Annotated in this window: 20 protein-coding genes; 10 read left to right on the forward strand and 10 right to left on the reverse strand. The window is 53.1% G+C overall.

Annotated features, from left to right (window positions below):
* Window positions 1-422: 422 nt before the first annotated feature.
* Both DTL42_RS12560 and DTL42_RS12565 read right to left on the reverse strand, forming a co-directional pair.
* A complete protein-coding gene (locus tag DTL42_RS12560; RefSeq protein ID WP_114369221.1) occupies window positions 423-3,002 on the reverse strand; it encodes an ATP-dependent Clp protease ATP-binding subunit in 2,580 nt (859 codons plus the stop codon).
* A gap of 71 nt (window positions 3,003-3,073) precedes the next feature.
* Window positions 3,074-3,697, reverse strand: coding sequence for a tetratricopeptide repeat protein (locus tag DTL42_RS12565; RefSeq protein ID WP_114369070.1), 624 nt, complete (start codon window positions 3,695-3,697; stop codon window positions 3,074-3,076).
* A 258-nt stretch (window positions 3,698-3,955) separates the two neighbouring features.
* Between DTL42_RS12565 and DTL42_RS12570 the strand changes: the two genes are divergently transcribed.
* The 4 genes from DTL42_RS12570 to DTL42_RS12585 all read left to right on the forward strand — a co-directional run bounded on the left by DTL42_RS12570 (window position 3,956) and on the right by DTL42_RS12585 (window position 7,000).
* A complete protein-coding gene (locus DTL42_RS12570) occupies window positions 3,956-5,035 on the forward strand; it encodes a thiamine phosphate synthase (RefSeq protein WP_234824187.1) in 1,080 nt (359 codons plus the stop codon).
* A 221-nt stretch (window positions 5,036-5,256) separates the two neighbouring features.
* On the forward strand, window positions 5,257-5,844 hold the full coding sequence (locus tag DTL42_RS12575) for a hypothetical protein (RefSeq protein ID WP_114369071.1): 588 nt from the start codon (window positions 5,257-5,259) through the stop codon (window positions 5,842-5,844).
* 66 nt (window positions 5,845-5,910) lie between these two features.
* On the forward strand, window positions 5,911-6,492 hold the full coding sequence (locus DTL42_RS12580) for a hypothetical protein (protein ID WP_158545351.1): 582 nt from the start codon (window positions 5,911-5,913) through the stop codon (window positions 6,490-6,492).
* A 310-nt stretch (window positions 6,493-6,802) separates the two neighbouring features.
* On the forward strand, window positions 6,803-7,000 hold the full coding sequence (locus tag DTL42_RS12585) for a hypothetical protein (protein ID WP_114369073.1): 198 nt from the start codon (window positions 6,803-6,805) through the stop codon (window positions 6,998-7,000).
* Window positions 7,001-7,157: 157 nt separating this feature from the next.
* On the opposite strand, the gene DTL42_RS12590 is transcribed toward DTL42_RS12585, so the two are convergent.
* From DTL42_RS12590 to DTL42_RS12600, 4 genes are all read right to left on the reverse strand, one after another.
* Window positions 7,158-8,840 carry a M56 family metallopeptidase gene (locus tag DTL42_RS12590; RefSeq protein WP_114369074.1) on the reverse strand — a complete coding sequence of 561 codons (1,683 nt, stop codon included), beginning with the start codon at window positions 8,838-8,840 and terminating at the stop codon, window positions 7,158-7,160.
* Window positions 8,837-9,244, reverse strand: a complete 408-nt coding sequence (locus DTL42_RS12595; protein WP_114369075.1) for a BlaI/MecI/CopY family transcriptional regulator — start codon at window positions 9,242-9,244, stop codon at window positions 8,837-8,839. Before DTL42_RS12595 ends, DTL42_RS12590 begins: the two co-directional genes overlap by 4 nt.
* A 340-nt stretch (window positions 9,245-9,584) precedes the next feature.
* Window positions 9,585-9,770 carry a hypothetical protein gene (locus tag DTL42_RS26005; protein ID WP_147274261.1) on the reverse strand — a complete coding sequence of 62 codons (186 nt, stop codon included), beginning with the start codon at window positions 9,768-9,770 and terminating at the stop codon, window positions 9,585-9,587.
* Window positions 9,771-9,821: 51 nt separating this feature from the next.
* The gene (locus DTL42_RS12600; RefSeq protein WP_114369076.1) at window positions 9,822-10,595 is read right to left on the reverse strand and encodes a class I SAM-dependent methyltransferase; all 774 of its coding nucleotides are present in this window, start codon (window positions 10,593-10,595) and stop codon (window positions 9,822-9,824) included.
* Window positions 10,596-10,704: 109 nt separating this feature from the next.
* Here DTL42_RS12600 and DTL42_RS12605 point away from each other — a divergent pair, with 109 nt between their 5' ends.
* Window positions 10,705-11,145, forward strand: coding sequence for a GNAT family N-acetyltransferase (locus DTL42_RS12605; RefSeq protein ID WP_114369077.1), 441 nt, complete (start codon window positions 10,705-10,707; stop codon window positions 11,143-11,145).
* Between the two features lie 32 nt (window positions 11,146-11,177).
* Here the strand turns inward: DTL42_RS12605 and DTL42_RS12610 are convergent, their stop codons facing one another.
* On the reverse strand, window positions 11,178-11,891 hold the full coding sequence (locus DTL42_RS12610) for a carbonic anhydrase (RefSeq protein WP_114369078.1): 714 nt from the start codon (window positions 11,889-11,891) through the stop codon (window positions 11,178-11,180).
* 261 nt (window positions 11,892-12,152) lie between these two features.
* On the opposite strand from DTL42_RS12610, the gene DTL42_RS12615 reads away from it, so the two are divergent.
* On the forward strand, window positions 12,153-13,289 hold the full coding sequence (locus tag DTL42_RS12615; RefSeq protein ID WP_114369079.1) for an aspartyl protease family protein: 1,137 nt from the start codon (window positions 12,153-12,155) through the stop codon (window positions 13,287-13,289).
* A 23-nt stretch (window positions 13,290-13,312) separates the two neighbouring features.
* Here DTL42_RS12615 and DTL42_RS12620 read toward each other — a convergent pair whose 3' ends face one another.
* Window positions 13,313-14,026, reverse strand: coding sequence for a DUF1559 domain-containing protein (locus tag DTL42_RS12620; RefSeq protein ID WP_114369080.1), 714 nt, complete (start codon window positions 14,024-14,026; stop codon window positions 13,313-13,315).
* Window positions 14,027-14,213: 187 nt separating this feature from the next.
* Here DTL42_RS12620 and DTL42_RS12625 point away from each other — a divergent pair, with 187 nt between their 5' ends.
* Window positions 14,214-14,714: a fasciclin domain-containing protein gene (locus DTL42_RS12625; RefSeq protein WP_114369081.1), complete on the forward strand. Its 501-nt coding sequence runs from the start codon at window positions 14,214-14,216 to the stop codon at window positions 14,712-14,714.
* 60 nt (window positions 14,715-14,774) lie between these two features.
* Here the strand turns inward: DTL42_RS12625 and DTL42_RS12630 are convergent, their stop codons facing one another.
* Complete coding sequence (locus tag DTL42_RS12630; protein ID WP_114369082.1) at window positions 14,775-15,233, reverse strand: hypothetical protein; 459 nt, start codon at window positions 15,231-15,233, stop codon at window positions 14,775-14,777.
* A 423-nt stretch (window positions 15,234-15,656) separates the two neighbouring features.
* On the opposite strand from DTL42_RS12630, the gene DTL42_RS12635 reads away from it, so the two are divergent.
* Genes DTL42_RS12635 through DTL42_RS12645 form a run of 3 tightly spaced genes read left to right on the forward strand, consistent with a single transcriptional unit; the run spans window position 15,657 to window position 18,431 of the window.
* Window positions 15,657-16,505 carry an MlaE family ABC transporter permease gene (locus tag DTL42_RS12635; protein WP_114369223.1) on the forward strand — a complete coding sequence of 283 codons (849 nt, stop codon included), beginning with the start codon at window positions 15,657-15,659 and terminating at the stop codon, window positions 16,503-16,505.
* Between the two features lie 3 nt (window positions 16,506-16,508).
* A complete protein-coding gene (locus tag DTL42_RS12640; protein WP_114369083.1) occupies window positions 16,509-17,336 on the forward strand; it encodes an ABC transporter ATP-binding protein in 828 nt (275 codons plus the stop codon).
* An 18-nt stretch (window positions 17,337-17,354) separates the two neighbouring features.
* Window positions 17,355-18,431: an MlaD family protein gene (locus DTL42_RS12645; RefSeq protein WP_114369084.1), complete on the forward strand. Its 1,077-nt coding sequence runs from the start codon at window positions 17,355-17,357 to the stop codon at window positions 18,429-18,431.
* Between the two features lie 213 nt (window positions 18,432-18,644).
* Here the strand turns inward: DTL42_RS12645 and DTL42_RS12650 are convergent, their stop codons facing one another.
* A complete protein-coding gene (locus DTL42_RS12650; RefSeq protein ID WP_114369085.1) occupies window positions 18,645-19,097 on the reverse strand; it encodes a carboxypeptidase-like regulatory domain-containing protein in 453 nt (150 codons plus the stop codon).
* Between the last annotated feature and the right edge of the window lie 88 nt (window positions 19,098-19,185).

Raw genomic sequence — 19,185 nt, forward strand, 5'->3', positions numbered from 1 at the left:
TGCTACGGCACGCTCAGCATGAGCCCCTGAATCCTCGGCTGCCATGCAGAGTAACGCTGCACAGTTTATCGCAACCGCTTCTTCTAGGGGCGTGAAATTCAAGTGTGTGGGTTGCGTCATGGACGCGACCATCACGAGGCCAAGCATGGCATTTGCGCAGGCCTCTGAGAATTGAACGTCTTACTTTTCCCAAGAGCAAACCGGAATAAGGAACTTCACGGGTCACCGTAAGTAATTTAGGCCGCATAAGCCAATTTGCGCTTTCCTTGCGCTTGCCGCTAGAGAGAAATGGGGGGGATGTACGAGGAACCCCAGCACAGCCGAGTAATCATTCTCTCATGATATATCCATCCCAACGAAAAAGGCCTCGCATGAAAGCGAGGCCTTTTTGTATTTCAGGAAACGGGTAAGCAGCGAAAGCACTAAGCTTCGTCGCCGCCCCCTTCACTCCCTTCGCCACCGGAACCGGCGCCAACGGCTTCTTCCGCAGCGGGCTCTTGGAGCGAACCTTTGAAGTCGAGACGAATGGGCTTGCCTTCGTCGTTGAAGATCGCATCGACCGTGATGGTATCCATCCCCTGGAACTCACCCTTGAGCAGTTCTTCGGAAAGTGGATCTTCGATCGAATTTTCGATCGCGCGACGCAATGGACGAGCACCGAAATCTTGTCCCTTGTCCGACTGGTTGCTGCGGCGGATGATCAAATCCTTGGCAGCGTCGGTTAGGGTCAGGTTGTAGCCACGTTCTTCCAAGCGTTCGCGAACCTTGGCCAGTTCCAGGTCGATGACCTGCTTCAAGTCTTCCTTCGTCAGGTGATGGAAGATGATGACCTGATCCAAACGGTTGATGAACTCGGGACGGAAGACCTTGCCGATTTCTTCTTCGACACGGACCTTCATGCTTTCGTACTCAGCACCTTCATCAGGGGCTTGGAAGCCGAAGGCCGATTCGTTCTTGATCGCGCCGGCACCAGCATTGGTGGTCATGATCAAGATCACGTTCCGGAAGTCAACGTTGCGACCGAAGCTGTCGGTCAGGCGGCCTTCTTCCATCACTTGCAAAAGCATGTTGAAGACATCGGGGTGCGCCTTTTCGATTTCGTCCAGCAGGACAACCGCATAAGGACGGCGACGAATCTTCTCGGTCAGCTGACCACCTTCTTCGTAACCAACGTATCCCGGAGGGGCACCAATCAGACGGCTGACGTTGTGCTTCTCCATGTATTCGGACATGTCGATTTGAATCAGGGCGTCGGCATCACCGAACATGAATTCAGCCAAGGCCTTGGCCAATAACGTTTTACCCACACCGGTAGGCCCGGCGAAGACAAACGTACCGGTCGGACGCTTGGGATCTTTCAAACCGCTACGGCTACGGCGAACGGCCTTCGAGATCGCCTTGATGGCGTCGTCTTGGCTAATCACCTTCTTATGCAGAACGTCTTCCATCTGCATCAGCCGCATGCTGTCTTCGGTACTCATACGAGTCAGCGGAATGCCGGTCATTTTGCTGACCACTTCGGCAATCACTTCTTCGTCGACAACGCCATCTTTCTGGCGGCTCTTGGCCTGCCATTCTTTGACGATGTCTTCCTTCTTTTTCTTAAGCTTGTCAGCCTGATCGCGAAGGGAAGCCGCCTTTTCAAAGTCTTGGTCGGCGACCGCTTGTTCCTTCTTGCGATTAAGGTTCTCGACTTCTTCGTCGATCTCTTTTAGATCCGGCGGACGGGTCATCACGCGAAGCCGCACGCGAGCACCAGCTTCGTCGATTACGTCGATCGCTTTGTCTGGTAGGCAGCGTCCGGTGATGTATCGATCCGAGTATTCAGCTGCGGCAACGATAGCGTCGTCGGTGATTTGCACGTTATGGTGCTCTTCGTACCGATCGCGCAGCCCTTTGAGGATCTCGACCGTTTCGTCCTTCGAGGCCGGGTCGACCTGAATCTCTTGGAAACGACGAGCCAAGGCGCTGTCCTTCTCGATGTACTTGCGGTACTCGTCGAGGGTAGTCGCACCGATGCACTGGATTTCGCCACGGGCCAAAGCTGGCTTCAAGACGTTGGCCGCGTCGATCGCACCTTCAGCACCACCAGCACCGACCAGAGTGTGCAACTCGTCGATGAACAGAATCGTATTCTTGGCGCGACGAACTTCGTTCATCACGGCCTTGATACGTTCTTCAAACTGACCGCGGTACTTGGTACCGGCAACCATCATCGCCAAGTCGAGCACAACGATTCGCTTGTCGGCCAACAGTTCCGGCACTTCGCCGTCGATCACGCGTTGGGCGAAACCTTCGACGATGGCCGTTTTACCGACACCAGCTTCCCCCAGCAAAACCGGGTTGTTCTTGGTTCGGCGGCAAAGCACTTGAATGGCCCGTTCGATTTCGCGTTGGCGACCGATGACCGGATCGAGGTTCCCCTTCTTGGCCAACTCGGTCAAGTCTCGACCGAAGCTATCCAAGGCCGGAGTCTTGCTTTTGCTGCCTTTGCCAGGAGCGCCACTGGGGTCAGAAACACCCCCAGGCTCGCCACGACCTTCGCGGCTGCTGTCCCCTTCCATGCCGTGCCCTAACAGGTTCAGCACTTCTTCGCGGACATCTTCCAGCTTCAAACCCAAGTTCATCAGTACCTGGGCGGCAACGCCTTCTTGCTCGCGCAAGAGCCCCAGCAAGATATGCTCGGTACCGACGTAGTTATGGTTTAGATTACGGGCCTCTTCCATCGAATACTCGATGACTTTCTTAGCCCGTGGAGTTTGCGGTAGCTTGCCCATGGTCACCATATCGGGACCCGATTGGACCAGCTTCTCGACTTCCAGGCGAATTTTGCGGAGGTCGACTTCCAACGTTTTTAATACGTTGGCGGCCACACCGCTTCCTTCTTTGATGAGCCCCAGAAGGATGTGCTCGGTTCCGATGTATTCGTGGTTGAACCGCTGGGCCTCTTGATTGGCCAGCTGCATCACCTTGCGAGCACGATCAGTAAATCGTTCGTACATGGTCATCCGTCCTCATATCGAGTTGGCGACTGCTTCAGCTACTGTCTATCCAACTCTATGTTGTCTCACAATTACGCGGCTTCCGGTAGGCTGGGTCTGCCACTCTCCGCGTTTTGTTCACCCAAGTTTGTTGCTGTAGTCTTTGATGCTACAGCTTGGGCCTCCGTTTCCCCTTCTTCTCGCTCGGAAAGAAGCTGCTTCTCACGGTGGATCTCAAACCACCAGCGTCTGCTGGCATCGAGACGCTCGAGCCGGTCGAGGATCTCTCGCGCTTCTTCAAATTGCTTCATATGTCGCTTTAGCGTCGCTAATAATAACAACGCCTCGGCATCGTCAGGCTCGCGCCGCAATAGCCGCAATAAAACGGCCTCGGCCTGATACCACTGACCTTTCAAATAGGAGGACTGGGCAGTCTGGAAAAGCTGATCAATCGTGGCATCAATGGCATCCCAACTCCCCGAAGCGAGTCGAGCCCCCATCCAAATACTGTTGACCAGCCAGAAGCCGAGAACCAAATACCAGAGTCCGCTACGGATCCAGACGTTTCCTAGCTCTGGCCAAACCCCCTTGGAAACTAGCGCCGCATTCAATAGCAACGTGAATCCTAGAGCCCAAACCAGTCCTGTCCACCGTCCCCGCAGCCAAAGCTCGCTGAGCCCTGGCCACAAGCACGTAATCCATGGCGTTGATAGCATCCTTACTATTCCTGAAATGTGCGAAAAGTCGCTGTGCGTCGACAGACCTCCCGCGAGGAAACGCCGGGGAATTGTAACTTCCGATTCCAACAGGAGCAAGGTAAGTCGGCAGACCGCTTTCACTTAGATAAACTAGGTCCATCCGGCAATCGTTACCAACCGCTCATTCCACGGGCTGCCCCTGCCATCTGGCCCCTTAAATACCGCTAAATCGGTATGATCTTTACCGGGTAACCAGTTCCCCAAATCGAAATTGCCATGCTTGATCCATATAACCCCAACCAAACTGATAACTTGCCTGGAATGGACATTTCGCTCTGGAGAACGCTCGATGCCGCTGCTAATCGGGCGAGTGAAGGATTACGTGTCCTTGAAGATTTCGTCCGCTACGGCCAGAACGATAAATTTCTGACGAGCGAGCTGAAATCGCTTCGCCACCAACTAGACAGTACCCTCCAACAGTTTGATCGGCGTGCTTCGATCCATGCTCGTGACACCTTCGGCGACGTCGGTACGACCGTTCAGGGCAAATTGGAGCAAGCCCGTGGCAATTGGGCTGATTTGCTGACCGCCAATTTCAAACGATTGCAGCAGGCGCTTCGCAGCTTGGAGGAACATGCCAAGCTAATCGACGGCGAGGCTGCTGCAGCGTTGGAACAGGCCCGCTATCGAACGTACTCCCTCGAAAAGATGGTCATGACCACCATCACTGCTAGCACCATGTTCGCAGCTGGGGCGGTCTATGTATTGATCGATGGTTGCGAGAGCGAAGCAAAATTGAAAGCACTCGCCGCGAAATTGATCGAAGCCGAGACCGATGTCATTCAGCTTCGCGATAAAACACTCGACGACCGCACGCTGGTTGCCCGTGCTCAACTGCTTCGCCAGCAAACTGCCGGCACCAGCACCAAACTGATTATTAACGACCGACCTGACATCGCCCGGATTGTTTCTGCCGACGGGGTTCATGTCGGGCAAGAGGAACTAACCGTTGCCCAGGCCCGTATGGTGCTTGGCCCCAGTAAGTTGGTCGGCGTCTCGACCCACAATATCGATCAGGCCCGCCAAGCAGTACGTGACGGAGCCGATTACATCGGCATCGGGCCGACCTTCCCCAGCGGTACCAAGTCGTTCGATCACTTCCCGGGCCTCGACTTCTTACGCGAGGTGGCCGACGAGATCACCTTGCCTGCGTTTGCGATCGGTGGGATCGAATTAACCAACGTTTCGCAAGTAGCCGCCGCTGGGATTCACCGCGTGGCCGTTTCTGGCTGTGTGAACCAAGCGAGTGATCCGCAACAGGTCGTCGTCACTCTGAAAAAGCAGTTAGCCATTTGATCGCGTCCTGATTCGTGTGGAAAGAATTTAGATGTTATTGATGTCTGCGACGGTAATCCAATCTGGCAATGGACCGATTTGCCACGAATCCGGGGCTTCCGTTGGTCACCCCTATTGATTTGGCAGCGCAGACCTCAATAAATCCGTAGCGGATACCATAAGCAAGAGCTAAGCTTTGATATCCCTTGGCATCCATCACTCTTGACTGCGACACGATTTCTGTGACTGAAAATCCGTTCGACTCTCCGACTCTTGATACAACCGAAGACGTGAAAACTCCGCCCAGCAAGCCGATGAAGCGGCCTCTCGGAGTTACCATTTTAATGGTACTGTTGGGCGTAACCGCGTTGGTATGCTTAGCTACTGGCGTGAAGGTTGTCTCAGCTGCGTCTGGTTTAGAAGTTCTTGGTGCCGCTTTGGGCGGGCTCATGTTTCTTTTGGCTGGCCTCGTTTTGGCTACAGCCATTGGAATGTCCACCGGTGAGAAGTGGGGCTGGTGGTTGGGGACGGTTGGCTATGCGATTAGTGCTGTTGTGAACGGGGTGAACCTAATCACAATCGCTATTATGTCTCAGCAAAATAGCGCCGTAGGAAGCCTCTACACCAAACATGGCCTGCGAGGCTTCTTCGCCCTGCTGATTGTCGCCTACCTATTTCAAGGCCACGTGCTGCGTTTTTTTGGTTTGCAAGATTGGGGGAAGGGAAAGCTGTTTGGCGTTCTCGCAGGAGTTACCCTGGGGTGCTGTGTTGTGTTGGCCATCATCGGTGGGGTTGTCCAAGTGTTGATGTTTGGTGTTGCTGGTGAGTAGACACAACAGACTGATAAAACTTGTCCCGTATTGGCCAATGCAAATTCGTAGTGGTGAGCTCTGCTTGTGAACGAGAATCCATTTGACTCTCCGGCAGTAGAACCGGAAGCAGGTTCCGCCTCGTTGCCGAGGATGAATCGTCCGATCGGGATTTCGATTCTTGCGGTTCCTAGTCTGCTTGGAGGGCTTTTTTACCTGGCAGAGGCAGGCTTCATGTTCTTTATGGGGCCGATACCCTTCATTTCGACGAATGGCGCGTTGGTGATTTCTCCAACTCTTCCTTGGGGAATTTTACTGCTCGGCACGCTCGGAACAGGAGCGGCGATTGGGATGTGGCAGGGAAAAAGATGGGGCTGGTGGTTGGGAGCGATCCAATACGTTTATGGGGTAGCGAACCACATGACACTGTTAGCCTGGGTCTTTATGACCACCTTTGCACTGGGTAGTGTCAGTCATAATCCGGATTACTATCTGGTACATAGTGGCCTTGGTTTGATTTTTAGCGTTGTGTGCCTGTTGTATCTGTTCCGGGAACATGTGTTGGCTTACCTTGGCTTCAACCAAGCATCCCACGTTACCAGGCTGACAGGCGTTTTGGTCCTCGGAGCATTTCTCTTCGCTGCGTTTGCCATGTTTCGCCTGCGCTAGTTGATTGATCGCAGTTACTCTTCACGCTTCCGTTCCGCCACCAGGTGATCGCTGTACGTGTCGAATTCTTTTTCTTATTCGGCCTGTTGGCGATAGGCCTGGTCGCCGTTCTTTGGATTCGCTTCTGGACCGCATTTCGCTTCCGGCATCGTACCAAGAAAGACCCGCGACAAGTGCGCAAAAAAATGCCTGGATCTTTCTCGTGTTCATGATGACCGCGATGCTGTTGCTTCCGCCCCTAGCCGAGGTTGGCGAGTGGCCCCGGCCGAACCTTTCGATCCGTTGATTTCGGAGCGTGATCGCGGATGGTATGGTTTCATCCCCAGCTATCGATGGATCGGGGGAGACGTTACGCGTCGAACCAACCCCAGCAAATGTTACCCTGAATTACGGCGGGCGGACACTTCTGGCCATGCCGTTGCAGTTCGATTGGTATTTTCTCGTCGGCCAATGGGGGATGCTCTGGATCGGTTGCCTGCCTTATCTACAGACCGTTTCGCAAGAGTAATGGCAAGTCGAGTTTTGGTAGATTACTTTGGTGAGGGTTCACGTTTACTTTGTAAGTAAGCAATTTGCCCGCGATCTGAGACACCCAGATTCAAGATAAGGCCTTGCGCAATCTGCTTTCGCGGAAGGCCATAAGGGTCATCCGATAATACGTGCTGTTACTTCGCAAGTGAGTCTAATTCATTGAGAAGAAGGTCGAACACACCACCTTGGGAACCTTGTTCGTCTTTCATTGATTGAATTTGTTGCCGCAGCAGAACAGAAGCGTCAAGGGGCATGTTATTTCCCGGATTGGCGGCAATTCCCATGTTGTTGCCGGCAGTCGATTTTGGGTTCAATAGTTTACGATAGATGGCGGCTGCTGTGCGCGATTGAATCGCCAAATCGCGTAGGTCCTTCGCGACAAAAACCTCTTCCGTTCCGTCTGGATGCTCGAGCGTGAGCGAAATGGTATTGGGCTTTTCAACAATCGTTATGTTGTTGCCATTAAGAGTTGCTTCCGTTGTGCGTGTCCACGCCTCGTTGGCACCTGTATTTCCCGAAATCATCGATTGTTTCATTCTGGAAGGTTTCTCAAGATTCATTTGGGACAGAGCTGCAGGTTTTGGGGCGACTTGCGCAGGATTCGTGTTGATCGATATCGAAGTTCCACCGCGCGATTGCGACTTTGTACGCGTCATAGCGCCACCGATACCAAAGCCCCGTGAATCCCCGTCCGAATTCCCTCTTCCCATACCTGCTCCAGCACCCAAGCCGTCGGCAGACCCTGACCCTCGAGAAAATGCGTTCGCAGATACGGACACGTTCGGCCCGCCGGCATCTTGGTTCACCACGACTTGCTCTCGCTGCTGGGCAATTGCAAATGGCATGAGACTTAAAACTCCCATTGCCGTCACCGCCCAAGCGATAAACATCGTGGGTTTGTAGTGTGCCTGGTACATGGATGCGATCCTTTCCTTGAGACTAGAAGTCGAGCCTATCATTGCCACGGTACTAACTGGAGTTGCCGTAGCATGTTCCGCAAGTTGTAAGAGAAGACGGGCGAATTCGCCGCGATTTCCGCCAGTTTTCGCAATCGCGATACGGTCGCAGGCCATTTCCTGAGACAGGAGATATCTCCGCATAGCAATCCAAACCAAAGGATGGAAGAAAAGTACCGCTCGCGACCAAACGAAAAAACGATTCCATGCTAAATCGCCACGTGCCAAGTGCGCCAGTTCGTGGGTTAGAGATAATCGCAGCTCTGACATTGAACATGATTCAAGCCACTGCTCCGGGAGAAGTATGATCGATTGTTTTCTTCGGGTAAGTACACAGGGACTGTTCGATCCTGGTACCAACCGAACCTCGGGAATAACGGTCAGGCCTAGCTTGCGACTAATCGCCCGTACATTCTGCATGAGCAGGCTACTCGCGAGGGTGGAGGTCGATTTCTGCAATTTCTTTCGGACTTGCCTGCCGCACTCCCAAATTGAAATCGCGCAAGCGATGAAGCCGATGAGCCAGACTGAAAACAGGAGAAACTTCAATAGCGGCAAGGATGACTGCAAAGATTCGGGAGGAGAAGCTGAAAGCGTAACGTTTACGAATTCGCTTGTTATCGTAGATACGTTAGATTCGGCCGATGCTGGAAGCAGTGGAAGGGGAATTGAGAGCGGTAGTATTGCGACGGCGATTTTGAGAAAGGCTAATCGCCACAGCCAATTTCGCCAGATGGGCGGCATGGACTTCCATTGGAAGTCGATCAGCAAGGCAATCAGGACCACGATGGTTCCCTGCCAAGTTACTCTCCAGATAGCATCGAACCAAATCGTAAGGTATTGAGTCAGGAAATCATTCATTTCTTCCTCCTCGTATCCTTTTTGGCCTGTTTTGTCTCGAGCTCTTCCACCAACGATTTCAATTGAGCCAACTCATCTGGATCGACTTCCTTCTGGCCCTGCAAATAAGCAACAAAGGGAGAAACGGATCCACCGAGCATCTTCTGCACAAAGTCATCTACAATTCGAGGTAATAGCTCAGATACAGAGACGCGGGGAGAGTAGTGGTTGACCCCATTGATTGAACGTCGCGTCAGACATCCCTTGGCCCGCAATCGTTCGAGGGTTGTCAGGATGGTCGTGCGAGCCTGACCTGTTTTGTCCGCCAGATGTTCTACTAACGCTCGAACGGTAACAGGTTGCAGGTCTTCGACTGCTTGCAGCAGTTCGAGTTCAACTTTGCCTAGAGGTTTGCGCTTCGGCATTGCTTTTCGCCTTGTGTGACTACTCGTGTAGTCGGAATATAGCGACTGACTACACAGGTAGTCAACTGATTTGGATGAGAATTAGAGGAATTCCCAAGGGCCCCGGGAAGAAAACAAGACTCACTGTTTGTTTGGGAGCTTTTCTACCTCGGTCTACCGCGCGGTCGAAGGGGCGAATCCCGGGGCAGACGGCGGGCTGTTGCGAAAAACAACTCGGCGATAAGGCAGGCCGATGGTCGTTTTCTATCTTATGGTGAACTATACGCAGTTCGGGACATCGCCATTGTCAAAGTCGCCATTGCGAGTTAGCCCATAGTACTCGTTGTCGTCCCAGCTAGCGTTATCCCATCGCACAAAAAGAAGACGCACCAAGTTTGGACTCAGCATCACTTACCATCACTTCAGGCTGACAACCTGCAATGAACGCACCCAAGTCATTCAGGATGTGATCGATTTCTTCGATGGTCGACATAGGGAGATTACCTTCAAATCGAGTAAGCCCTTCAAATTCAGTAAGCTTTGCCAAGACTCTTTGTTTCTAGGGGGGAACTCGAAATGGTTAAGGCGATATCGGCCTTTAGTTTTCCGACTTCCGTTCCGCCACCAGGTGATCGCTGTACGTGTCGATCACAATTGTTCCGTCCTGGCTGTACGGATCGAACTGGCCGACCAGTTGTGGCAGGGGAATTGCCTCCAGGTGGTGGCCGAAGCAGAAGCGTAAGATCTTCATGCGGTTCTCTTCTGTGTCAGGAAAGCGAAGCTGGAACTTGGCTTCCGACTTCTGCACGTCAAAGCCTGCTTCGGCCAGGGCCTGCTGGACATCTTCCGACATGTAATACGGGACCGGCTGATCGATCAGGGCGAAGCCGGCTTTCCAGAACTCGATGATCGTGTTGTCGCTGTTGGCGATCGCAAAGGCCAGTTTGCCTTCTGGCTGCAAGGCCCGTCGCATCTCGCCGATGGTGTGCACTAGATCGTGAACGTAGTACAGCACATGGTTGGAAAGAATCAAATCGAACTGTTGATCTTGTGCCGCAGAGAGGTGTTCCAGCGTTTCGACCGAATGCTGGCTGAAGCGGGCAACCCGCTCGGCAGCTTGGGTAAGTTGATGCGTGACCGGTTCGCAAAGCGTGAGATGCAATGTCTCTGGCGGAAGATTCAACGCATTCAGTAGCGGAGCCGAAAAGTCTCCATTACCACACCCAAAGTCAAGCAACCGCAGCGAAGGATGTTCACGAAGAAAGCCATTTAGTTCTCGCTGATAGGCCGCAATATCGCTTTCCGCTTCGGTGGCATGGGCCATGAAAAAGGCATAGTCATTTTCAATCGGTGCAAAATCTTTTTCAGGCATCTTGGGATCTCAGAAGCGAGGGCCGTGGGGGTGGGTGTCTGGGTAACGAATCAATATACTAGAAGCAAAATCCGGCACCATCCTTTCGTCCTGTTTGAAAACCATTTTCATGAGCACCGTCGAGATTCTACCGGTTCCGTTTTTTAGTGACCTGGCCAACCTGGCGATGGGACTTCGTCGCGAGGTCTTCGTGCTGGAACAAGGGGTGCCAGAGGATGGCGAATACGACGAACTCGATCCGAAGGCCCAGCACTTCGTAGCCATTAAGCAGGGCAATGTGGTGGCAACGGGACGAGTTATTTACGGGGAAGAAGTCGCTCGGATTTCACGTTTTGCCGTGCGCAAGTCAGAACGGGGTACTGGGGTGGGGGCCCAGCTAATGGCATTCATTATGCAGCACCTAAGCCAGCAAGGGCACGACAAGGTCTTTCTCAACTCGCAGCAAGACAAGATCGGTTTCTACGCCAAGCATGGCTTTGCTGCCTATGGCGAAGTTTTCTATGAATGCGATATTCCGCATCGCAGGATGACCAACTGGGGAACCGCTTAAATCGGTTCCCCAGCGGTCAGTTCCGCGAGCTGTTAGGTATCGAGAAAATCGACCACACCGGTCGACAGGTCGTAGTAAGCCCCCACGACTTTTACTTTGCCGCTTTGAACAAAGTCCGGCACGATGCTGCCGGTTTTGGCCAGCTTCTTGGCGTTGTAAACGGCGTTGGCTTTGGTCACGTTGACCAGCTTATTGCCTGGTTTGCCTTGCTCTTGGCGAACGACGGGACGAATGTAATCGACCATCCCTTCGATTGCCCCTGGCAAGGTGTCGTTATTATCGATGTGATCGATCGCTGCCCGGCAGGCACCACACGAGCTGTGCCCCATCACCACGATCAAGCGGGCCCCTAGCTCGGCCACGGCAAACTCGACGCTGCCCAGCAGAATCGGGCCGGAACCGACCATGTTGCCAGCCACTCGCAAAGTAAATAGCCCACCAACCGGTTGATCAAACACAATCTCTGGCGGAACACGCGAATCGGCACAACCGAGGATAATCGCTGGGGGAGCCTGGCCTTGCGCGTCTCGCGCGAAATCGGCCGGTGTGCGAGGTTGAACGGTCGGCTTGCCACTGGCAAAACGAATGTTCCCAGCCACCAAATCCGACAAAATATCGTCCGGCACGAGGGAGCTTGGTTTGGTCTCGGCAGAGAGCGAGGCAAGAGGGCTCAGGCTAAATGCCCCCGCAGCTAGGGCCGTATTGCGCATGAACTTGCGACGCGAGTTTGAGCGGGAATCACACATCTGGGAAGGTCTCCAGCGAGGCGATATTGGGGTAGGTTCAAGAGGATCGGAGACCTTGGCCTCCACCGAACTCTAGCACGGTTTCGGTAGCCAGGCGCATCCTTTTTTGAGTAATAGAAACCGGTCCCCTGAGCGAAACCGTGATGAATCCTTGAGAAATCTTCGGCCCTAGTTGCGCATTTGCAATCGAAAGGTAAGTTCAAGAGAATAAATCAATTCCCGCTTACTCCTTAGTGGAATCATCCAATTGAAAGCCTAACGATGTCTTCCAAGTCGATTCCGATATTCATTGCGTTGGGATTACTGGTGCTGGTTACGAATCCTCGAAACCTTTCAGCTCAACCCAATCAGGCTTCGTTGCCCTACTTTCATGGCGATCGAATCTTCGTGGAAGGTGCTGTCAACGGCAAGCAAATACGCATGCTGCTAGATACCGGAGCAACCCATTCTGCTTTGTTTCTGCCCGCAGCCAAGCAATTGGGAGTCCTCGGCGATAAACCAATGCTCGCCGGCACACCGCCATTACCTTGGACCGAGGAGTTTCAAATCGCCATGTTTGGCGAGCAGGCCAAGATGCGGATGCCGGTTCTCGATTTCTCGCCGCAGGAACCCATTGCTGGCGTTTTCTCTTGGACGAACTTGGGAGCCAGTTTGTTGCTGATCGATGGTTATCAACGTGTGGTAGCCCCGCTTACCACGATTCCGCAGAACGATCGCTGGCAGAAATGGAAGATGCAAGAGGGAAGCGGGCAACTGTTCTTTGAAGTCACTCAAAATCAAAAACCATTAGGGCGTGTGTTTCTCGATACAGGGGCGGTTTTTGGTTTGCGCGTTCAGCCAGCACTGTGGAAAAAATGGCGCGAGAAAAACCCTGACGCTGGCCTTACGCTCGAAACGTTTCGATATGGCTTAGGGAAAACGACAGTCCATGAAATGGCCTGGGCGAAAGAGTTTCACTTGGGAGATTTGGTCTTCTATGATGTTGCCGTGAGTCCTTTCTCGGAAGAAGAAGTAAAAATCGGCGGGGATGACTTTGTTGCTGCCATCGGAATCCAAGCCCTGCGCAACATGCGAGTTTTAGTCGACCGGGAAACCAATTCGGTCTACACCGAATCGATCGCACCAGCTCATATTCAAAACCGCTTGGGTGCTGTGTTTGTGGCCGACGAAGATCAACAAGGCAAACTTATCGCTCATGTCCTTAAGGGGACTCCTGCCGATGCCGCTGGTATCAAAAAAGGAGACATCCTGATCGCCGTGGAAGGACTCGATTCGCTAGATGAAGGCGCCGTGAACCATCAATTCTTTCAACCAGCCGGCACACGCTTAAAGCTCAAGCTACAGCAAGCTGGCGAAGTGAAAGAGGTGGAAGTCGAACTGAAAGACCTTTTGCCGTAACCGCCTTTGCCACACGGCTGACCTTACGCAGGGTTGCTGTCGACAGCCCCCAACCCCGGTAACGCATCTAAAAACGAGGCAGTTTCTTCTCGCTCACGAATGGTTGTCTCGTCGGAGTTGATTTCAATCGAACGAACGATCTTTGGTTTCACATCTGCCAACGTATTCCAAGTGGGCTGGTCGGCAGTTGCGCCGGCAATATCGCGGGGCTCCATCCAGTGAATGCCAGAGGATTCGACTTCCAGAACGATCAGCGGCTGGCTATCCGGCACATAGTAGGCAATTTGATCGTTTTGATATGGCTTTGCTTCGAGCGGTCCTGAAACAAGGACCACAAAGCGAGTTTCCTGAGAATGGGAGGAGTTGCCTGATTGGTAGAACTTGCCGACGTTAGCGGGGTAAGGGAACTTGTCGCCAGGATGATGCCGCTTGCCGTCGACCAAATCGTCGTTGGTCGGATCATTCCAGGCAGCCTTGTTGTCGTATTCATCCCAGAAACTGTTTGCTTCGATAAATGGCAGAATAAGAACCCGCCAACTATGCAGCGGCTTGCCATCCGCATCGGTCACGAGTATGGGCGGACGCTGGTTGAAGGTGTCTTGGTAGTTTGATGTCGCCAAGGCAATGGTCTCTAGCTTCTCGCTATTGGATGAGTTACACGAGGCGAAGCAACCCAGAATCAGAGCTAGGGCGAATCTACCAAGACTTGGCAAGCGTTTTGGAATCAACAAACTCATCCAATCGATTTCTCAAAAAACATCTGTTAATCGTTTCAACGTCTTTCCGGTTGCTGTGTCAGACGCGAGATCTCGCCTTGCAAGTTTCCTTAGGTGAAGAGTTCTGGCAACCGCATTGATGCGCTGCCGGCTTCGCTGAGGATCACCTAGTTCCACGATTCTATTTATTAGAAGAAGGTAATTCCCCATGGCTTTCCGACGACTCGCTCTTGCTGCTGTATTTGCGTTTGCACTCGTTACGTCTTCTGCTTTCGCCGAGGATGCGAAGAAAGCGACCGGTGCGAAAGACATTGTCGACACCGCAGTTGCCGCTGGCAAGTTTAAGACTTTGGTCGCGGCAGTAACCGCCGCCGACTTAGTCGAAACCCTGAAAGGCGACGGCCCTTTCACGGTATTCGCCCCCACAGATGAAGCCTTTGCCGCTTTACCAGAAGGCACGGTTGCCTCGTTGCTGAAACCAGAGAACAAGGACAAGCTCGTCAAAATCCTGACCTACCACGTTGTGCCTGGCAAAGTGATGGCCAAGGACGCGATGAAGCTGAAGGAAGCGAAAACGGTGGAAGGATCGACCATCGATATTGAAGTGAAAGATGGCAACGTAATGATTGACGAAGCCAAAGTGATTAAGGCTGACATCGTGACCTCGAATGGGGTCATCCACGTGATCGACAAGGTCATTATGCCCTAACCGCTGACGAATGATTCTGACAGCGAATTGGGGAGCTCGATCTGGGCTCCCCAATTTCTTTTATGCGTTAACCTTCTTCATTTGCGGAACCGTTTGCCGATTCAGCACGGCATCTAACGCCAAGCCTCCCAGCATCGCTGCCGGCAAATACAGAGGCAGGTCGATAAGGGTGAACCATAAGGGAAGCCCCAACGAAATTGCGTTGATCAAGCCCATCGCTGTAAAGATTGCCCCAATTACTAGCGACTCGCGCCAAATCGGCTCCCCTTCGATCAAGCGGCCAAACGCCGCCCCGCAGCCAGCTCCGCCTGCGTGCGCAATCAGCACCAGCACGAATGCCGATGTTGGTAGCGAGGCCAGGTGACGCCCAAATGCCTCGGCATCAGCCGGATTGTTCAGATCGATGCCCGCAGGGAGCGGGTACATCAAGAAACAGGGAGTCAGCAGCAACAGCATAGCTGCCATGCCGGCGAGAACGCCTAACGGAATCGACGCAATGGCCCGTAAAGTTGCCATCATGCAAGTTGCCACCCCGGTTGCGGGTAGTGACCTCGAATTGAGAGAGGGGGGGGAAATCGTAAGGAAAGGCACCCACCGCCGCACAAACGGGTCGGAAGATGTCCGCCTATTATCGTCGGTTTTTCTCACTACGATAAGGGCATTTATGTGCTTTGCGCTAACTTCTTCTGAGAGGGGAACCACGTGAAATACCCAGCGACGTGCTAGCATTCCCAAGCGACTTTACATGAATAGTCTCTCTAATCGGTATAACTTACTGAAGCCTTACGCCCGACGTGGTCGATGAAAGAAGAGACGAAGCGGCATGGGATGGCTGCGAAAAAGTGCTAGCACAAAAGCGAGACGGTTTTGTCGACAGGGACGATTTCAAATTCGAATGGGGACGAACACCCCCAGCTTCCAACCGAAGACGCACCGGTCTCGATGTTGTCGTCCGTGCAATTGGCGCTGTTCAATTGGTTAGCCGATTGGGGCGGTGTCGCGATCGACACGGTTACTTCGATCGGCGTGCTGACCTTGTTCGCCTGGCGCACGATTGTCTGGACATTCGGACGTTGGCCTCGCCGAGAAACATTGTTGCCCAGCTTTTACCAGGTCGGCGTGATGAGTCTGCCGGTGGTTGCGCTGACGGGCACCTTTATTGGTATGGTTCTGGCCGTGCAAAGCTATTACCAATTCCGTGAACTGGGACTCGAGACCCGGTTAGGAGCGGTTATTAATATGTCGCTGGTCCGCGAACTGGGACCGGTGCTGGCCGCCACCATGTTGGCTGGCCGCGTTGGTAGTGCCATGGCAGCAGAGCTAGGAACCATGCGGGTAACTGAGCAGATCGATGCCCTTACTTCCATGGGTGCAAACCCGATCCACTATTTAGTGGTCCCCCGGGTGCTGGCCATGTTGCTACTGATTCCAGCTTTGACCGTGATGGCCGACTTCATGGGATTTGTCGGTGGATACTTCTACTCGGTCATCATTATTGGCATCGACAAACACTACTACTTATACAATTCTCAGATCTTTGTCGGTTCGTGGGATATCTTCTGCGGGCTGTTTAAAAGTATTTTCTTCGGCGGCGTGATCGCACTGGTTAGCTGCCACCAAGGGTTTTACTGTACCGCCGGGGCCGAAGGAGTTGGCAAGGCGGCGACGGCGGCGTTCGTCTATTCGTTTGTCATGATCTTGGTAATCGACCTGGTGCTCAACATTGGCCTCGATCGCGTTTACATGACCTTGTGGCCCGACCAAATGATTTCGATCAGTGGGGGTGGCTAAGCCATGCACGCGCGCCTGGAAGCTGACGATGCCAGACCAATTATCGAAGTAAACGACTTGCTTGTGCAGTTCGCTGGACAAACCATCTTGCGCGATATCGGCCTGAGCATTCCTCGGGGGCAAACGTTAGCCCTAATTGGCGAAAGTGGTTGCGGCAAGACCGTGCTTCTCAAATCGTTGATCGGCTTGGTCCGACCTACCCGGGGAGAAGTCATTTTCGACGGCCAGGATATAAATCGCCTGAACGATCGGCAATTGACCGCGCAGCGAATTCGATTTGGCTTTGTGTTCCAGAACGCGGCCCTGTTCGACAGTATGACGATTGGGCAGAACGTTGCGTTTCCGTTGAAGCAGCATACCAGCAAACCGTTGTCCGAGATCCGTGACATTGTTTATCAGCACTTGAAGGAAGTCGGGCTGCCGGAGTCTGTCGTCTGGAAGAAACCAGCGGAACTCTCAGGCGGGATGCGTAAGCGAGTTGGGCTGGCGCGGGCATTGGTTTTGCGGCCAGACATCATCTTGTACGACGAGCCAACCACCGGCCTCGACCCGATCATGAGCGACGTAATCAATGAACTTATTCTCCGAACACGCAGTAAATACCCTGTGACTAGTATCGTGGTTACTCACGATATGCGTACGGCTCATAAGGTGGCAGACCGGATGATCATGATGTACCCTGCCCCACGGTTGAAAGAAGCCGAGCCGCAAATTTTGTACGACGGTGGGCCTGACGAGGTCGAGGATTGCCCAGACGAACGCGTGACGCAGTTTGTCCATGGGGAAGCAGGGCAACGGATTGAAGAGATGGGAGCCTTCGCTGGCGACTAGCCGGAAGGAACGTGTGGCATGGACGACCGCGTTTTACAATTTCGAGTCGGTTTTGTGATGCTAGTGGCAATACTGCTAACAGGTATCCTGTTCTTCCTATTAGGAGAACAGCCACAGTTTCTGTCGGACAAAGAGACTCTGTATGTTGTCTTCAATACGGCCCCTGGGGTAACGGTCGATACTCCGGTGCGGACCAGCGGTATTTTGATCGGGCGAGTGAGCAATGTGAAACTGCGCGACGATCGAAAGGTGCTCGTCACCTTAAAGGTCGAACAGGAATACATGCCCCACTACAACGAAGTTTGTCGTATTGTTTCCGAATCGCTACTAGGAGACGCGGCCCTCGAATTCGTTCCGACAGACCGGCCTGGCCTGCCCAACGAGCCCCTTCCCAACGCTGCGCAAATCGAAGGCTCTGTCGCCGAAAATCCGCTGGCTGTCCTGGTTAATCTGCAGGAGAAACTCAACGCATCGCTCGACACCCTGCAACAAGCCGGCACGAACATCAGCACTTTGACCAAAAACGCCAATCGGGTTATTGTTAACAACGAGGGAAGCTTCAGCAGCATTCTACACAAGACCGACGGAGCGATTACTCGTTTCGATACAACATTGGCCGCGGTGCAGAATTTGGTGGGAGACGAACAGCTAAATCAACAGTTGAAAGAAGCCCTCAACGGGTTGCCGGAAACGATCAAGGAATCACGTGCACTGATCGAACAGTTGAAGTCCGTCGCCAGCCGGGCTGACACCAATCTCGAAAACCTGGAAGGCTTCACCCAGCCGCTGGGCGAGCGAGGCGAACAACTGGTCGCCAACCTAGAGAATGCCACCGAGAACTTAAACATCTTGGTCGCTCAATTGGCTCAATTCGGTCGCCGCGTGAACGAAGAGAATGGAACCATTGGCAAGCTGATCAACGACCCTCATCTCTATCAAAACCTGAACGACGCGGCTTTGAATATTCGTGAGTTGACCTTGCGATTGCGTCCGATTGTGGAAGATGCCCGCGTCTTCGCCGACAAAATCGCCCGCGACCCAGGCCGCCTCGGCGTAAAAGGTGTCTTCGAAAAGAATCGATCAGGCATCAAGTAAGCGATGGATGATAACCGAAAAGAGCCCTGCAATTCCCAGCGAACAACAGACATTCGCAAACAGGTTTGCGTGCTCGCCATCCCATCTCTTGATGATGACGACACCCACTCGGCGGCCGCCGTTGCCCCAGAAAATGAAAAGCCCTGAAGTGAAGAGCTAAGCCGTTTCCTTCAGGGCAGATATTTCGAGCATCGCCAGGGGCTGTGAAGTTGCTTATTCTTCAGCCGCCTCAATTTGGGTCTCGTCGTGATTGCCTTTGCTTTTCGGTGGCTTACTACTCAGATCGAATTCGAAAACCGTTTGGCCATCTTGAGCGACGGTAACGACTTCGACTCCCTTCTGACTGTAAACGCTGGGAAATTTGACTTTGGTACCCGGGTTGCCGTTGGCTCCGGCAGGTATTTCCAGGATCTTGACCATGTACTTGCCAGGGGCAACCCCTTCACCATAGCGTCGGGTGGCCATTGTATAGGCACCGTTTTCGTCGGTAATACCAAAAGCCAGCGGATTGGAATCGGAGACGAATGTGACTTCCACATTGGGTAGTGGCTGCCCTTCCAGCTTAACCACCCCGGTCACAGGAATTTTGTCGAGTTGCGGACCGAAGCAACCCATTGTTGTAGCTAACGCTGCCGCGAGCAGGGTCAAACAGAAGTAGCGAATCATGGCGTTGGCTAACCTTGAATTGTGTAAGGAGGAAAGCCCGTCGGTGGTCAGGTTAACCGACGGGCAGCATTTAGAAACGACGGTTGGC

The sequence above is a fragment of the Bremerella cremea genome (genome assembly GCF_003335505.1).
GTDB lineage: Bacteria > Planctomycetota > Planctomycetia > Pirellulales > Pirellulaceae > Bremerella > Bremerella cremea_A.

Excerpts from the sequence above, each read along its gene's own strand:
- DTL42_RS12625 (WP_114369081.1), top strand. The coding sequence starts at position 14,214 with ATGGCTTTCCGACGACTCGCTCTTGCTGCTGTATTTGCGTTTGCACTC.
- DTL42_RS12650 (WP_114369085.1), bottom strand. The coding sequence starts at position 19,097 with ATGATTCGCTACTTCTGTTTGACCCTGCTCGCGGCAGCGTTAGCTACA.
- DTL42_RS12610 (WP_114369078.1), bottom strand. The coding sequence starts at position 11,891 with ATGTGTGATTCCCGCTCAAACTCGCGTCGCAAGTTCATGCGCAATACG.
- DTL42_RS12570 (WP_234824187.1), top strand. The coding sequence starts at position 3,956 with ATGCTTGATCCATATAACCCCAACCAAACTGATAACTTGCCTGGAATG.
- DTL42_RS12640 (WP_114369083.1), top strand. The coding sequence starts at position 16,509 with ATGCACGCGCGCCTGGAAGCTGACGATGCCAGACCAATTATCGAAGTA.
- DTL42_RS12645 (WP_114369084.1), top strand. The coding sequence starts at position 17,355 with ATGGACGACCGCGTTTTACAATTTCGAGTCGGTTTTGTGATGCTAGTG.
- DTL42_RS12600 (WP_114369076.1), bottom strand. The coding sequence starts at position 10,595 with ATGCCTGAAAAAGATTTTGCACCGATTGAAAATGACTATGCCTTTTTC.
- DTL42_RS12615 (WP_114369079.1), top strand. The coding sequence starts at position 12,153 with ATGTCTTCCAAGTCGATTCCGATATTCATTGCGTTGGGATTACTGGTG.
- DTL42_RS12605 (WP_114369077.1), top strand. The coding sequence starts at position 10,705 with ATGAGCACCGTCGAGATTCTACCGGTTCCGTTTTTTAGTGACCTGGCC.
- DTL42_RS12635 (WP_114369223.1), top strand. The coding sequence starts at position 15,657 with ATGTTGTCGTCCGTGCAATTGGCGCTGTTCAATTGGTTAGCCGATTGG.
- DTL42_RS12560 (WP_114369221.1), bottom strand. The coding sequence starts at position 3,002 with ATGTACGAACGATTTACTGATCGTGCTCGCAAGGTGATGCAGCTGGCC.
- DTL42_RS12630 (WP_114369082.1), bottom strand. The coding sequence starts at position 15,233 with ATGATGGCAACTTTACGGGCCATTGCGTCGATTCCGTTAGGCGTTCTC.
- DTL42_RS12620 (WP_114369080.1), bottom strand. The coding sequence starts at position 14,026 with ATGAGTTTGTTGATTCCAAAACGCTTGCCAAGTCTTGGTAGATTCGCC.
- DTL42_RS12585 (WP_114369073.1), top strand. The coding sequence starts at position 6,803 with ATGGTTTCATCCCCAGCTATCGATGGATCGGGGGAGACGTTACGCGTC.
- DTL42_RS12565 (WP_114369070.1), bottom strand. The coding sequence starts at position 3,697 with ATGCTATCAACGCCATGGATTACGTGCTTGTGGCCAGGGCTCAGCGAG.
- DTL42_RS12590 (WP_114369074.1), bottom strand. The coding sequence starts at position 8,840 with ATGAATGATTTCCTGACTCAATACCTTACGATTTGGTTCGATGCTATC.
- DTL42_RS12595 (WP_114369075.1), bottom strand. The coding sequence starts at position 9,244 with ATGCCGAAGCGCAAACCTCTAGGCAAAGTTGAACTCGAACTGCTGCAA.